The organism is Thiocystis minor (assembly GCF_016653465.1).
In the GTDB taxonomy this organism is placed as follows: domain Bacteria; phylum Pseudomonadota; class Gammaproteobacteria; order Chromatiales; family Chromatiaceae; genus Chromatium; species Chromatium minus.
Genome location: NZ_NHSQ01000134.1, coordinates 1 through 15,464, shown reverse-complemented (window position 1 = coordinate 15,464; position 15,464 = coordinate 1). Strand labels below are relative to the sequence as shown.

General features: G+C 60.2%; 11 protein-coding genes and 1 pseudogene. 3 read left to right on the top strand and 9 right to left on the bottom strand.

Annotated elements, in window-relative coordinates; genetic code table 11:
- Positions 1-139: 139 nt before the first annotated feature.
- Together CCR95_RS26450 and CCR95_RS18550 are read left to right on the top strand one after the other, a co-directional pair.
- Positions 140-370 carry a peptidoglycan-binding domain-containing protein gene (locus tag CCR95_RS26450; protein ID WP_420825671.1) on the top strand — a complete coding sequence of 77 codons (231 nt, stop codon included), beginning with the start codon at positions 140-142 and terminating at the stop codon, positions 368-370.
- A gap of 1,208 nt (positions 371-1,578) precedes the next feature.
- A complete protein-coding gene (locus CCR95_RS18550) occupies positions 1,579-2,991 on the top strand; it encodes a DUF1810 family protein (protein WP_201097241.1) in 1,413 nt (470 codons plus the stop codon).
- An 80-nt stretch (positions 2,992-3,071) separates the two neighbouring features.
- On the opposite strand, the gene CCR95_RS18545 is transcribed toward CCR95_RS18550, so the two are convergent.
- Genes CCR95_RS18545 through CCR95_RS18535 form a run of 3 tightly spaced genes read right to left on the bottom strand, consistent with a single transcriptional unit; the run spans position 3,072 to position 5,099 of the window.
- The gene (locus CCR95_RS18545) at positions 3,072-4,340 is read right to left on the bottom strand and encodes a type II toxin-antitoxin system HipA family toxin (RefSeq protein ID WP_201097240.1); all 1,269 of its coding nucleotides are present in this window, start codon (positions 4,338-4,340) and stop codon (positions 3,072-3,074) included.
- A complete protein-coding gene (locus CCR95_RS18540; RefSeq protein ID WP_201097238.1) occupies positions 4,330-4,662 on the bottom strand; it encodes a helix-turn-helix domain-containing protein in 333 nt (110 codons plus the stop codon). Before CCR95_RS18540 ends, CCR95_RS18545 begins: the two co-directional genes overlap by 11 nt.
- Positions 4,663-4,718: 56 nt before the next feature.
- Entirely contained in the window at positions 4,719-5,099 is a 381-nt protein-coding gene (locus CCR95_RS18535; RefSeq protein WP_201097236.1) for a hypothetical protein, read from the bottom strand.
- A gap of 39 nt (positions 5,100-5,138) precedes the next feature.
- Between CCR95_RS18535 and CCR95_RS18530 the strand changes: the two genes are divergently transcribed.
- Complete coding sequence (locus CCR95_RS18530; protein WP_201097234.1) at positions 5,139-6,494, top strand: transposase; 1,356 nt, start codon at positions 5,139-5,141, stop codon at positions 6,492-6,494.
- Between the two features lie 549 nt (positions 6,495-7,043).
- Here the strand turns inward: CCR95_RS18530 and CCR95_RS18525 are convergent.
- The 6 genes and pseudogenes from CCR95_RS18525 to CCR95_RS24975 all read right to left on the bottom strand — a co-directional run.
- Positions 7,044-7,598 (bottom strand): YbjN domain-containing protein, encoded by a 555-nt coding sequence (locus tag CCR95_RS18525; RefSeq protein WP_201097232.1) that lies wholly within the window; start codon positions 7,596-7,598, stop codon positions 7,044-7,046.
- Between the two features lie 17 nt (positions 7,599-7,615).
- Positions 7,616-7,879, bottom strand: coding sequence for a hypothetical protein (locus CCR95_RS18520; protein ID WP_201097230.1), 264 nt, complete (start codon positions 7,877-7,879; stop codon positions 7,616-7,618).
- A gap of 23 nt (positions 7,880-7,902) precedes the next feature.
- A complete protein-coding gene (locus CCR95_RS18515; protein WP_201097228.1) occupies positions 7,903-10,335 on the bottom strand; it encodes an AAA family ATPase in 2,433 nt (810 codons plus the stop codon).
- Complete coding sequence (locus CCR95_RS18510; RefSeq protein ID WP_201097226.1) at positions 10,332-10,718, bottom strand: hypothetical protein; 387 nt, start codon at positions 10,716-10,718, stop codon at positions 10,332-10,334. Before CCR95_RS18510 ends, CCR95_RS18515 begins: the two co-directional genes overlap by 4 nt.
- Before the next feature lie 93 nt (positions 10,719-10,811).
- Entirely contained in the window at positions 10,812-15,086 is a 4,275-nt protein-coding gene (locus CCR95_RS26150) for a hypothetical protein (RefSeq protein WP_201097224.1), read from the bottom strand.
- A gap of 26 nt (positions 15,087-15,112) precedes the next feature.
- Positions 15,113-15,464: pseudogene (locus CCR95_RS24975) on the bottom strand (hypothetical protein); the annotation flags it as partial.

The following is a 15,464-nucleotide window of genomic DNA, read 5'->3' as shown; positions in this document are numbered from 1 at the left end:
GCTTCTTTCCATGCACTAAAGGCATCGCTCGAAAATATTCTTTCTTTATTTGGAGATCAATATAAAATTCAATTTTCAACATGATTTTTCAACAGATTTCCTAAAAATATTTCTATTGAAGTACTTAAGTATTGAAGATGTGAAAGAGGCGCAGCAGCAACTCAATGATCTTGGATATATGGCCGGCGAGATCGACGGAAAAGTTGGTCGCAAGACGATAAGAGCAGTCTACCTATTTCAATGGTGCAACGGGTTGAAGACTACAAAAACGCTCGACGCTGATACGCTATCATGGCTGCAAAATGAGAGAAAAATTGATGCTCAGCATTGTCAATATATAATTAATTATCAACAGTTTTCCCTTATGTGACAGGGTCCTAGCTAATATGATTCTATCGCTATTTCTTTGGCCAATAGAGAGCGATTATGCCAATGGGGGGTTGCTGTTTGCAGTCCCCGGTGCCAAAAAAATAAGTCGATGCGGTATGACCGAAAGTTGGGTGAAACTGTCCACGGCCGCCGAACCTTTGGATGCACCCGCACGTCGTGACTTTCATCGCCGCATCCTTGGCGAAGCGCGCGCTCTTGACAGTTGAACCAGCTCTCGGTCTGGGTGTTCTCCCGACTGCGGCCTTTACCACTCATGCCGCAGCCCATCAGCATGCCCTGGAAGCCGCGGCAGGAGTATCGCTAGCGTGATCGCAATGCAGGATCAGAACGGATGCTTGCTGGCGATCGAACAGACCATCGGCAACACATCGGTGAGGCTATCAGCGGCTACCGGAGCTTGCGTGATCAGTCCACTCCAAGACGGGTGAACAGATCAAGCACTATAGTCAAGTATAGATAGACTGCATCGGCCCAGAGTAGATGGCGTTGTTGCAACAGAGTCGATTGTGGTCCCACGGGATGTGACGCCGACTTCGAGCAGGGTCTCGGTCACGCGCAAACGCTACCGAACTAACGCCCGGGACATCCTTGCCGGCTGACCCAGCTGATGTAAAGGTTATTGGAAATTATCGAAAACCAATCATTTCAACCCCATTTTTGAAGAACACTCAGATACCTTTAATCGATTGCCAAATCCATCCTGCGAATTATCATCCTCCAATAGAACGTATTCATCGTTGACTGTAAAGGATGACTTATTCGCTGCTAGCTCAACAGAAGATGTCACGATCGGAAGAGGCCCGCTGGGTGTACTGCCACCGACGTAAGCAAACATTGCGGTCGCGGATTGTAGAAGCGGGCCTTTATCTGACGTTACGCTCTGAATTGGGACGGTCGTTGGAGTTGCCGTTAATATCCAGCAACCGGTCTGATTCACATCCGCAGGCAGTTTTTTCGAACTTGCCTCAGCCTCAACTTTGACGGCGAAACATTTAATCATTTGGCGATACCTCTAAGAAATTATCTTAATTCCGTGAGTTGGGTGAGTTCTCTGAATAGTGCGCCTCTCGGATCGAGACGATGTTTTTAGCATCATGTTCGGCAGACATGATGCGTTCAATTGCTTTTGGGCTAGAAACAGCAAGGCGCCGTTGCGATTGGCCCCTCATCCCGTAGAAGTTGAGATCCATGACCATCCATCGCTCATTCCAAACCGAACTCGAACGCTTCGTCCAGGCGCAATCCGGCGTTTACGAACGCGCGCTGGCCGAGATTCGCGGCGGGCGGAAAACGAGCCACTGGATGTGGTTCATCTTTCCGCAGTTACTCGGACTGGGCCAGAGCGAAAACTCGCGACGCTTCGGCATCCATGGCCTGGATGAGGCGCGTGCCTACCTCAACCACCCGCTGCTGGGGCCGCGCCTGGTCGAGTGCGCGGAGGACGCCATCGCCATCCAGGGCCGCACGGCCGCCGAGATCTTCGGGCATCCGGATGACAGGAAACTCCGTTCCAGCGCGACCCTGTTCGCGCTCGCCAGTCCTTCCACGGACGTCTTCCAACGGGTTCTGGATCGGTTTTTCGATGGTGTTCAGGATGATCGGACACTTCATCGTCTGAGTCTGGATGAGCCGAGCGCACCCATGACCACGAACACCCAAAAGGCAACCCACTCCAAAGAGGCTCCCATGACCGCCAGTACCTGGACACGAATCATCGTCATCGATTTCGAGGCGACCTGCGATGAGCCGCACAATCCCGTGCCGCAAGAGATCATCGAGTTTCCCGCCGTGGTCGTCAATGTGCCGGATCGCTCGGTCATGCACGAGTTCCATCGCTACGTTCGCCCGGTCGCCCATCCGCGACTGACCGCGTTCTGCACGGGATTGACCGGCATTGGTCAAGCGACTATCGACAGCGCCGACGACTTTCCGACGGTGTTCCGCGACTTCCAGCAGTGGATCGGCGCCAACGGGCTTGAGGATGCGCCCATCGCCACCTGCGGTAACTGGGATCTGGACACTCTCATGCCGGCGCAATGTCATCAGCATGGCCTGCCGCTGCCGGCTTGGGCACGGTCCTGGATCAATGTGAAGAAGGTGTTCGCCCGGTGCTTTCCGCAGGCTCAGTTCAAGGGACTTGCGGGGATGCTCGATCACCTGGGATTGACCTTCGAGGGGCGTCCGCACAGCGGTATCGACGATGCGCGGAATATCGCCCGCGTCCTGATCGCGCTGCTCGCTCACGATGCGGGCTGTTTGCAGACAGCGCTTGAGACGCCGATTACGCTCGAACAGGATGGCACGCCAAGCGAACGCATCGCGAAACTCATCCAGCAGTTGACGCCGGATTGCGGCAAGTCGCAGGCACAGGACATCGAGTTCGCCATTCTGGATCTTGCGAAACTGGATCCCAACGCGATCCTCTCTTTCGCGTCGCTGCCGGCGCCGCCACAGCGAGAGTGCATCGCCTTCGTTGCCGGGATGCTGATCAAGAAGAGACTTGGCACCGACCGGATCCGCGAGATGCTCCAGGATCTCGCTCACGATGAAAACAATTGGGTGCGCAGGAAGGCGGAGCGCGCGCTTGGCGGTCGGCACTGAGCTGATCGGCGGCTCGACCGTCCTATCCGATCATCGAACCGGCTTGCGGAGAAGGCGTTGATGACCGTGCGATCCGCTCGCTACCCCGCCGGATAGCCCTCCAGACAATAGGGATTGAGAAACGACCGCTGCCAGAGCGCGTCCCGCTCGGCGCGACTCAATCCGGTTTCGTCGCAGATCTCGTCCCAGGCATTGTCCAGCGTCGCGCGCTGATGATCGACCAGGCTCCGTGCCTGGTCGTGGGTCATACCAAAGACGGGCGCGGCGTCCAGACAGGTGACGAGTCGGCTGTCGCGACGCTGGCCGGTCAGGAGCATGGCCTGGCTGGTCTCGCCGCCGGTGCGCAGTTGCGGACAGAGGTCGTAGGCCGGCTTGAGCCGGTAGGTCTGGCCATCCCAGAAGGCGGCATGATTGCGCGCGTGATCGTCGGTGTTGCCGCAGAGGACGTTGAAGACCATCCGTCCATAGAGTTCTTCGAGCGTCTGGCGCGGGTCGCTGAAGTCGCGGCGCACCCGGTGCGCCAGATCCTCGTCACTGGCATAGCGCGCCTCCAACTCGCGCAGCCCCAGCAGGGCCAGCGCGGAGAGCATGAGACGGCGCTCCCAGCCGGCGGGGGTGCGACGCCGGTCGAAGCGCTCGATGAGCAGCACGTCTCGGTTTAGCGCTCGGGTCAGGGCCACGGGCGCGACATCCAGGCCCACCCGGCTGGCCAGGCGCATGGCCAGATACTCCGCCTTGACCAGATTGAAGAGGTCGGTGCTGGTGGAGAACTTGGCGATCCGCCGGGCGGACTCGCTGGACAGCAGCGCCTTGGGTCGAGCGCCGCCGACGGACGTTCCGTGCTGGAGCGCGAGCGCCAGTTCGGGCGACAGCGGCTCGCCACGCTCCAACCGCTCGGCGGCGTCCGCCAGTTCGTCCAGACTGGCGGGGGCGGCCTCGCGCGCTCGATACTCGGATGCTGACGCCTGGACATCCAGTGCGCCGATCCGGTCCGACCCCGACTCCAGCAGATAGGTCAGTTCATTGAGTTCGACCCGCGCGGCCGCCTGACCCCGTTGTCCGGTCAGTCGGTGGACGATGACTCGGCGGCCCCAGGCGTCGGGCGCGGCATCGCGCAGACAGGACGGGAGGTTGTCGTCGCGTTGTCGCTGGGCGCCCGGTCGCAAGGGCAGTTCGTCCCGAAAGAGGCTGATGGCCTCGTCCCGGTCCAGGTAGGAACGACCATAGGCAAAGGCATAGCCGCCATGCCGCTCGCGCTGGAGCCGCCCCGCGACCACGGGTGTCAGTGCGCCCGGCAGCCAGATCCAGACATAGGCCCCCCGGTGGTCATTCGGACGCTCAGAAGTCATCGTCGAGCCGATCCAGGTTGGGGCGACGGATACGCGCCGGCAAGAGCTGGAGTTTCTCCTGCTGACGGATCAGTTCACGCTCCAGCGCCCCGATCGGTTCGAGACCGAAGAGCGGGATCCCAACCAGCGTGGCCGCCTCGAAATAGGTGCCGATGGCGACGCCCGGCTCGCCCTGGATGACCCGGCGGATGGTGAGCACGCCCACGCCGACCCGCTCGGCCAGTTGCTCGCGCGACCAGCCCTTGCGCAGGCGGCCTTCCTCGATCAAGCCGCCGAGCAGGCGCAGGGCGTTGCGGGTGGTGGGTGAGAGGATGGGCTGCATCGGATGGTATGGTGTAATCGTAACGTATAGTCGCTTAAAAGATCATATTCTATCTGTTACGTCTGAAATGACTCCAAGCTTTGCTGGCATTGCCGAGTGCAACTCGGCGTTCCCAGGAGGTTCAGCTCGAAAAAACAGCCCGGAGGTGCTGGTACGCGCGGGCGGTTCAGCGCGATGACCGACCGAAAATCCCCGGAGGCCAGCGAGAGCATCCAGCGGTTGTATTCGACGTAAGGGGCTTCGGCAAGGATCCACTCCGCAAGCGCGGCTTCCCGGCCAGGAAACAAAGAGGCGAGCAGGATCAGGGCCGCTGTCGGGGATCTTCGCTGCCCGAGTTGGCAGTTGATCAGCAGGGTGCCTGATTCCCGCAGCGATTCGATGGCAGCGATGTGCGCTTTCGTCGCGGCTAGGAGTCTGTCGGACTTCCCGCTCGTCAACCAGTTAAGATGGTTCCGTCGCCGCCGAAGAGCCTTGCCATGAGCAATCAATTCATCCCCATCGAGCGAAATCAGCCGTTCGTGATTCCGGTGCAGGACTGGCTGGATCCCGATCACTTGGCGCGCTTCATCGTGAGCCTCGTGGATGGCTTGGATGTCAGCGCCCTGGAGCATGCCTATCGTGGTGGAGGCTCGGCGCCCTATCCTCCCAAGATGATGCTGGCGCTGCTGTTTTATGGCGATGCAACGGGGATATTCTCCAGTCGCAAGTTGGAACGGGCGACCGATGAATCGATCCCGTTCGTCTACATCACGGGCAATACCCATCCGGATCACGACAGCATTAACACGTTTCGAAAGCGGTTTTTGAGGGAACTGGAAGAGCTGTTTACCCAGATCTTGGTCTGGGCGTATGCCTTTGGCGTCTTACGGTTAGGCGATGTGAGCTTGGACGGAACCAAAATTCACGCCAACGCCAGCAAGCACAAGGCGATGAGTTGGGGCTACGCCAATCGCCTGGAAGAGCAGTTGCGTGCGGAAGTGCAGGATTTGCTGAAGCAAGCCGAGACGGCGGGCGACCAGGAACCGGTCGCCGGGATGAAGGTGGGGGAAGAAGTCGCGATGCGCCAAGCGCGATTGCAGCAAATCGGCGACGTGAAAACGGAGTTGGAAGCGCGTGCGCAAGCCCGTTATGACCTCGAGAAAGCGGCGTATGAGGAGCAGCAGGCGCAGCGCCGAGCGCGCGAACAACAACGGGGACGCAAGCTGGGAGGGCGTGCACCGAAGCCGCCGGAACCTGGGCCGCGCGAACGCGATCAAGTCAACTTCACCGACCCGGAATCGCGCATCATGCCGGGGTCTGGGGGTGGGTTTGAGCAATCCTATAACGCCCAGGCGGGGGTGGAACACGACAGTCGTCTGATCCTCGAACAGCATGTCACGCAACACCCCAACGATCAGCAGGAACTGACGCCGGCCCTGGCGAATCTGGCGGCGTTGCCACCGACGCTTGGGCACGTTCGATCGCTCGTGGGAGATACCGGGTATGGCAGCGCCAGCAATACTGAGGCGTGTGAGCAGGGGCACATCACCCCGTACTTGGCCGGCGCTCGCGACATCCACCATCCCAGCCCGGAAGCCCGCTTCGCCGAGGCCGGCATCGCCCCACCCGCGACCGCCAGTCCCCTGGCCCGGATGCGCCATCGGCTCAAGACCGTGGAAGGCAAAGCCCTCTATGCCAAACGCAAATCGACGGTGGAACCCGTGTTCGGGATCATCAAGGAGGTCATGGGATTCCGGCAGTTCCTCTTGCGCGGACTGGAGGCGGTGACGGGGGAGTGGACACTGGTCTGTCTGGCCTACAACTTGAAGCGACTTCACGTGCTGGCAGGATAGGTCTGCCCAAAACGCAGAGACCGGCATCAGCACCGTAACCCCCCCCCGCCAATGGGCGGTCTGAGGACGCATGCATCGTTTTTCAGCCTCTGTGAGGGGCAAATGGTGTGGTAGACCTTAAGCCCGACAGACTCCTAGGCCTCGCCGGTCAGCGCGGTTTCGGACGCGTGGTCGGGCGCTTAAGCCTCACCGCCGTTGAGCGCGAGCACCAGGGAGACAGACGCTGAAAGCCGGTCTGCACGGCCAAGGGCGGCGTCTACCAGTCTTGCGAACCGTGCCCCTGGCCCGACCCTGACCCGCAAGCCATCCGGCTACGCCTGGTCACGCCGCTGCGGATCAAGCGCGACGGGCATTTTCTCGGGGCACGGGATCTCGCCGCCCGTGATCTGATCGAGCAATGAAGCGGCCATTTCTCGACGCATGGAACTGGCGCAGAGGTTCTCGGCGAAGGGCGATGAGTCAAGCGTCTCGCTATCTTGTGCTACTGCTTCGGCTCTAGCGCGCTGGAGTTAGATTGCGCCGCCACCGGCAGCAGTCTCCAATATTGGATCAAATCTCCGGAGGCTCGTCGTCCTCGTCGATTAACGCTTTGAGCTTCGCCCGCACGTCTGGCGGTAAGTGTTCGAGCAAGCCTGCGATGCCGCTAGCGCCAGGCAGATTTCCAACATCGTCTCCCGGATCTTGTCCAGTGTCCATCGTCAAGCGGAGTCGTTGAAAGTTCAAGTCGATGATGGGGAAAAAATTCAAACGGATTCGTTCAAACTGTTTGGCTGTGAGGGTACCGTCCATAATCCACACATCGCCGGCGGCGTTGATTTCGCCGTCGGATGGATCCCATCCGAACTTCACAAATCGTGTCTGGTAATTCACCGTGGCGAGTAGTTTGACGACAGCGCTCCAGTTGGGATGGTCGGCTGGGCAGTACAACGCACCAAGTGTACGAATTTGAAAAAATTGCCCTTCCAATTCTACTGACATCAATGTGTTGTGAGAGCCGAAGATACCCTGCATCATTAGCAATACGGTATTCCGGTCGCGATCGACAAAAACGTTTAATCCGCTGTCGCTCGCCAATGCGTGCAATTCCTCTAAAGTGATAGCCATGGTTAGATCTCGTTGACTTAATGGCTTAAGGCTTCGTGGTTGGTTCGCGAAGATAAGGAAATACCCTCTACGAAGGCCCGGGGTGCCAGGGTATTTTCCGGCACAGTCGTCTCTCGGAAGTCCACCTTGGCGTGCGATGCCGTCGCGATGGCGGGATTCCTGATGCTGAGGTTCGCGAGGTTCATCGGGTTGTAAAAAAATTTTTGATCGGACTTCGAATTCAAGCTGAGCGTGTCGCGTTCGACCAAGCGCTCGACAGTCAATTGCGTGAGTTTCATCATAATCCCTATTAAGCGTGGTGTAATTAGATCAAGACCGCGCTTGCGGTTTGCAGACGAGTCTCGTCGGCTCGACGTTGGTTAAAGACCTCGGCGACGCGCTGCATCAAGCGAAGTTTTGCGCTTACCCCGCCCTCAGCTTCGAGATTTAGCTCGTCGTCGTTCTCAGTGCGCAGATAGAGTACCCGAGGACGCTCATGCTGCGCCACCTCGCGCAGCCGCCAGTGCGAAATTGGGGTCTCGATGCGGCGCTCGAAGGTCGCGCGAAGCCGACGAACATCAACGGGTTCAGGAATCCGCTCGACCAGCCAGGCGGCCAAGGCTTCCTCGTCGTAGTCGAGCAAAACGAAGTCTTCGACCAGGGCTTGATCCCGCAGAGCGGCCAGTTGCTTTGCGACGATACGCCGAAGGTGAGACTCCTCCAAGCGATCGAACAGAACCACATTGGTCAAACGCCCTAGGAACTCGGACGCGAAGCCTTCGCGCTCCAACACATCACGCAACCTTGACTCAGAGATCTCTTGCGCCGGCGGGTGTGTTTGCTCGTCGCTCACGAACCCGATCTGCTGCTTGCATTCGCCCCAAATCTCACTTGCGGCGTTGGCGGTCAGCACGAAATAGACACCGCGAAACGACACTGCTCGACCGCGGCCGTCTTCGATCCAGCCCTCATTGAAGATCCGCAGCAGCACGTTTCGGGCTTCGGGGCTGGCCTTGTCGAGTTCGTCGACGAGCACTACGCAGACCGGATGCCGCAGCACATGGCTGGTGAGTAGTCCGCCGTTTTCCCAGCCAACATATGGTGGGGGCGGTCCGATCAAACGCCACAACGCATGTTCACTGCCACCCGCAGCACCGGAAAATTCCGCCATGTCGAGTGTCAGCAGGTGGTCACGACCGGGAAAGAGGATGTCCGCAAGCACCTCGGCCAGGTAGCTCTTGCCGCAGCCGGTCGGGCCGAGAAACAGCATGATAGCCCGCGGCCGCTGCCATTGATCGCGCCCGTAACGGAGGCTAGCCGTGATGACCGCGTCGGCGAGGCACTTGACTGCATGGTCCTGGCCGATGACACGAGCGCTGAGCAGCTCGACGAGGTCTGGTGCGGCCGCCATGGGTTCGATACCCCGCACGCGGCGCAACGTCTCCTCAACATCGGCGCGCGTGATCTGGATCGGGGAATGGTCATCGAGGTTCGCGGCGCGGGTCAACCGGGCATGGGCACCAAGTTCGTCGAGTTGATCGACCGCCTTGGCCGGAAACGCTTGGTTCGGAAAGTACAGACGCGCCAAGTCGACGATTGCCTTCAGGGCATCATGCGTATAATGAACCTGATGATAGGATCCATAGGTTGGCGCGACTCGCGTCAGGATCTCCATGACCCCGTTCTCGTCGGGCTCGGGCACGCGCACCTCGGTGAAACGCCGGGCGAGGGCAAGGTCGCCGTCGATATAGCGGCGGTATTCGTCGCTGGTGGTCGCCCCGATGATGCGCACGGCATCGTCAACCATCAGCGGCTTGAGCGCGTTGGCCATGTCCAAGGACTGACCCTCAAGCGGCACGCCGACGATGGTGTGAAGCTCATCAATGAACAGAATAACCTCGTCGGCATGTGAGCGCAGCGCCTTGGTCAGACGCGACCAGCGTTCGGCCCGCGAACCGGCAAAATGGGTACCCTTCGTGAACTCGGCGAGGTCGAACTCGAGGACCGTGCAGGCGCTAAGCGCCGGAATCTCGCCCTTGACGATGCCAAGGGCCAGGTCTTCGACGAGCTTGGTCTTACCGACTCCGGCCGGGCCAGTCAGCACGACGCTGCGCTGGCGCATTTTCAGCAGATTGCGCACGAGCTCGCCTCGTGCGGTATCGGTCCCGAAGGCCGGTGTCAGGCGCCCGCCGAGGGCCAGGGCAGTCAAATTGCGCCGGCAAAAGGTTTCAATTTCGCCGAGTCCGATGGCGGCGCGTGCCGGCGTCTTTGATTGCAACGATGTGCTTGCTTTCGCCGGCAGTTGTGTCATCGCTACCGCAGCAAGGTTGTTCGGCTGTTGATCCGGGCAGTCGATGGCGACGAAAAGCTGGTCGTCTCTGGCGGTAACCTCCTCGCACAGCGCCACCCACAAATGCACTGGCTCGACCAACGGAGGATGCTGACCCGGGAATTCGACGGCCAACGACTCACTCTTGCGGAGTGCAGCCCAGGTCATTTGGCCGATCTTCACTGTTCGCTTTGGATCGTCCTCGACATCTACAGCAAGCGGAGCACTCAATGTTTCAAGACATTTTTTGGCTTTTGCTGGCTCGAGCCCGGTCAATGTCAGAGTTTTGGTGATCAACTCGGGGGCTTGCGCGGCCAGCGCGCTAAGCAGGTGGAGCGGGGTAATCTCGGTGGCCTCGTCACCGAGCGCGGCGCGTTTGGCCTCGTCCATGACTTTGCTGGCGGCGTGTGATAAAAAGCTGAGTTTCATGAGCAACTTTCGGAATACTCCGCATCGGCGGCAAAGAAACGGCTGACATCATCCAGCAGACCTCGTCGCTCTTTAGCACCGAGTGACCCAGTCGTCGAAGCCGCGCCGCGCGTACGCAACAACGAAGACTGACGCTGGAGCGGCGGATCGATCAAAACCGGCAGCAGTTCGTAACTATCTAGAAGCGCATACAGAGCGGCCTCCGCGGCTTCGATCGCGTCGTCGTTCTGAGCAATCAGGGTATTCCTCCAACTGGCGATTTCCTCGTAGAATTTAATCAACCGATTGTTTTTAGAAAGTTGCTCCTCGATCTTATTCTTGCGCAGGATGAGATGGCGGAAGGCATCGGCCCTGACCTGGACATCCTCGAAAGTTGCACTCATTGACTCCTCCTTTGGCTAATCGATGCCAGTGTCGTGTTTCGTTGAGCCTCGCCAACTCTTGGCTCTTTCGGCATTTTACATGCGATGTTGCAACTAAAACCGGAAAATATGCACTTGGCCGGCGTCATCTCCAGCGACGATTTGACCGTCGGGGGTGATGGCGCATGTCTGCAATCCCGTGTCGGCAGTGAATCGTGCGAGGCAGGTGCCGACCTCGAGGTCCCAGAGGCGGAGGGTGCGATCGCGGGAAGCAGAGACGGCCAGCCGGTCGCCAGCAAGGGCAACGTGCATCACCCGACCAGAATGTCCCTCAAGGACGCGTTCGCAGTGACCGGTCATGATATTCCAGACGCGCAGGGTAGCGTCGCCGGAGGCGGAGACGGCGCGCAGGTCACCGGCGAGAGCAACGTGATTCACATTGCTCGTGTGTCCTTCGAGAACGCGTTCGCAGTGTCCGGTCTCAATATCCCAGACGCGCAAGGTCGCGTCCTCAGAGGCTGAGACAGCCAGCCGGTCGCTGGCGAGAACAACGTGGTTTGCCGTGTTCGAGTGTCCTTTAAGGACATGTTCGCATTGTTGGTTCTCGAGATCCCAGACGCGCAGGGTTCCATCCCCGGACGCGGAAACGGCGCGCCGTTCACCGGCAAGCGTAACTCTTATTACCCGTTTTTTGTGCCCTCTAAGAACGCCCTCGCAGGATCCAGTTTCAAGGTTCCAGACGCGCAGTGTTCGATCACGGGACGCAGAAACGGCGAGCTGGTCGCCAGCAAGGGTAACGTGCATCACCCGGTCAGAATGCCCTACGAGGATGCGTTCGCAGTGTCCGGTTTCAAAATCCCAAACCCGCAGGGTGCAGTCGTCAGAGGCGGAGACGACCCACCTTTTGCCGCAAAAGACAACGTGATTTACCTCCTCTGAGTGCCCCTTGAGGAGGCGCTTGAGGCACCCGGTCTCGAGGTTCCAAACACGTACTGCGCCATCCTCAGAGGCGGAAACCGCCAGTCGGCTGTCGGCAAGGGCGATTTGATTGACCCGGCGCGAGTGCCCATCCAGAATCTGGTCGCCGCGCCTGGCCTGAAAGTCCCATACAGCTAGGATACCGTTGTCGTAAGCGGAAACGGCGAGGTGGTTTTCGGCAAAGCCTAAATGCTTCACTATCGGGCCGAAAGCATTGAGGACATGCTCGCAGCGGCCGGTCTCGAGATCCCAGACGCGCAGGGTGTTATCCGAAGAGTTGGAGACAGCCCGTCCGTTGCCGACGAGACCGACGTGGCGCACCGTCATTGTGTGCCCGTTGAGAACCCGCTCGCAGTTCCCTTCTTGGATACTCCAAACCCGCAGGGTGCCGTCGCCATAGGCGGAAACGACTCGCTGATCGCTGGCGAGTACGACGTCATTCACGTCGCCCGCGTTTCCGTTGAGCACTTGCTCGCAGTTACCGGTCTCAATATCCCAAACACGCAGCGTGCCATCCACCGAAGCAGAGACGACGCGCCGGTGGCCAGCCAAGGCGACCTTTTTCACTGTGTTCGAGTGCCCGATTAAGACCTGCTCGCAGTCACCAGTCTCAAGATTCCAGACGCGTAGAGTGAAGTCGTGGGAGGCGGAGACGACACGCCGGTCGCCGGCGAGAAAGACATATCTCACCCCGCCCCAATGCCCCCTGAGGACACGGTCGCAGTGGCCAGTCTCGAGATTCCAGACGCGCAGGGTACCGTCGTCGGAGGCGGAGACGGCGCGCTGGTCGGCAGCGAGAGCAACGTGCATCACCCGGCCAGAATGCCCCTCAAGGACGCGTTCGCAGAGACCGGTCGCAAGATTCCAGACGCGCAGGGTACCGTCGCCGGAGGCGGAGACGGCGCGCAGGTTACCGGCGAGAGCGACGTGATTTACACTCCCCTTATGTCCCACGAGGACGTGTTCACAGTGTCCGGTCGCGAGGTTCCAGACACGCAGGGTCTCGTCCTCGGAAGCGGAGACAGCCAGCCGGTCGCCAGCGAGAACAACGTGGTTCGCCGTGTTCGAGTGTCCTTGAAGCACGCGCACCAAGAAGCCGCCAGCAGCGGAAACGCTCCGGCGCGAGGGCTTTAACCAGAGCCAGCGGGACTCTTTGGCCGCCTGGTTGAGCAGCGGGCTAAGGAGGTCATTGACGGAGGTGAAGGATCGCGCCTGTGGCAGCAGCAAGCGGGCGAGCAGTTGACTCGGCAGCTCGTTCGGCCAGGCCGCCACTGCGGCAGCCGCAAGCGTCAATGCATTGCCCAGCAGCTTGAGCGCTTCGCTCTGCCGTGGGTCGCCGACAGACGCAGCGGCCATCTCGCAGAAAGTCGGTAACCGGTTGATGTCGATCGGTGGTTTTGCGGTCGGCGGCGTCTCTCCGGCACCAACGGCGGCAGCGAGGTAGTCATAGTCAAGCAGGGTGCTCGCAGCCAATTGAGCACGATTCGTGGCAGAAAGCGAATGCTGCGGAAGGTACCGCAACGCATAGTGCCGCGCGCAACCATCGAGTTCACGCCATTTCGCGCAGCCGTTGGCGAGTGCAGCCAGCAACGCCTCGCGTTCCTGCTGGCTCAACTGGCCGACCAAGAACTCTTTCGCGCTGGAATGATTGAATACCCAGGGGGCGGTCGAATCGCGCCGGGCGGGTCGGGGGGCGAAGTACTCGGCCGCCCAGGTTAAAACCGACTCAGTGCCATTTGGTGCCAAGGCATTGAGCGTATCCTGGCTCAACGGCTCGGCGGCCAGGGCGACGAAGCCGAGCACGGCGCGTACCGATAATTCATCCATATCGTCCTTGCCCGCCCGGCGCACGATCCGCGCCCAGGTTTGTTGATGCAGCACGTTCACATTTTCAGGCAACTGCTCGGGTGCGCGCGGTGCGGCGGGTGCGGCGCGAATGTTTTCCAGCACGCGCAAAGCAACGTAGAAATTGCCGTCGATGCGCTGCGCGGCGTCGCGCACGAAATCCGGCGTCAAGGAGGGCTCGACGCTGGCGGCATGGTTGTTCAGGTAGCATTCGACATCTTTGCGATTGCCGTCGCTGAAGTCCTCGAGGCGGTGCTGGCAGCACAGGCTAGGGTCGGCGAGCCAGCCGAGGTGATCGCCTGGCCGAGAAGTTAAAATAGCACTGATACGTGCCGGCAAGTGTCCAGGCAGTAGTCCCGGCAGCCCCGGGAGGTCGTGATAGCGTGCAACGGGACCGAAAGCCTCGTCGAGTCCATCCACATAGATGGTTTCCGTCTCGCCGCTGGCCGCGAGCACCGCGCCAAGGCGCACGAGCTGGTCCTGGAGCAGCACCGTGGCCGCATCGACGGGTGCCTGGGGAACCTCCCGCTGGTGGCGTCGCAACTCGGGCGCGGCGTCAACGCCGTGTTTCTGCCACAGGCGAGTGCGCAACGACTGCAGCAGCGTCAGCGGATCGTCCCAGCCGGGTTGTGTGTGTCGCAGGAAGCGATAGACGGGCTCGCTGCTCCGGCGGATCCGATCGGCGATGAAGGCGCTCTTGCCGATTCCTTCGCCACCGGTCAACAACAGATAGCCGCCCTCTGTAGCCTGTTTGGCAAGAAATGTCTCGACCCGGTGCTGCCAACCGGGGCGGGCAATGAAGTCGCGATGGCGCACGAACTCGCTGGTTTGGTCGATAAACTCGCCCAAGACCGGCAGCGGCAGATCCAGCGGCAGGGGCACCAGACCAGCTTCGCGGCAGACGCGCAGGTCCAAGGCGTATTGGACCTCGCGCAGATGGGTCAGCGCCTCGGATTCCGCCTTGTCAAACGTCATCAGCTGGGCTGTCTCGTCCAACGGGATGCGGGTGGCGTTGACGACACCGATCGGCCGCGCATCTGGCGTTCCCTCGACCAGGCGCGCTAGATAATCGCCTTCGATGACCGGCTGGGTGTTCTTACACGCTGCCGGCTCGCTCTGCCAATAGCCGAGCACGACATGCTCTTGGGTTGCGAGGATCAGCGGATAAAGCCCAGCCGCCCGCGCGCAAGCGGCGAAAACCAAGACCCAGTCGAGACAGACACCCCGCCCATCGGTGAGAACCTCCGGCAGCAGGCGCACGGCCTGGCCCTGTGCCCCGTGGTCCGCTTCCAGGGCATAGGTGAATCGCTTACCGCGGGCACGCTCGGACTGCTGCTGCAAACAAACGAACAGCGCCTGCATCTCGACCCGTGCCCGACCCGGCGTGCCTTCGACATACGCGCAGAACGAGGGGTCTCCAATGGTGCCCTTCAGCCCCTCCTCCGCCTCGCGCACGATACGCTTGACCTTCGCGTGATCCTCGAGCACGAAGCACGCAAGCTTCTTGCGCTGAGCAGGGCTGCTTGCATCCCAGTAAGGCTTCGGATAATGGTTGCTCTGGGGCACTGGTTCAGCTCGATTATTAACTGATGTTACGCAGCCGCCTTCAGGCGCTTGAGTTCGCCGAAGGCATGCTGAAGCGCCTCGACATAGAGTTTCGCGCGCAGCGCGAAGTGGTTGAGCTTGTGGACCCGCTTGAGGCATTCGAGCTTGAAGACGGCGCAGATCGACAAGAACACATGGTTGGACTGTGTCCGCAGTGTCCGTGTCGGTGATTTGGCCAGGGCCGCGTTGGACTTGAGCGATTTGTGATACTCCTGTCGGGTAAGGGACTGGCGCGGTAGCGCTGTGTAGGATTGCCCTTGTCTGTTTCCGGGGTTTCCCCTTTCGTGCCCGAATAGGGTTCTCCGTCGCTCCGTTTCCAGCCCCTCCCCATAAGAACCG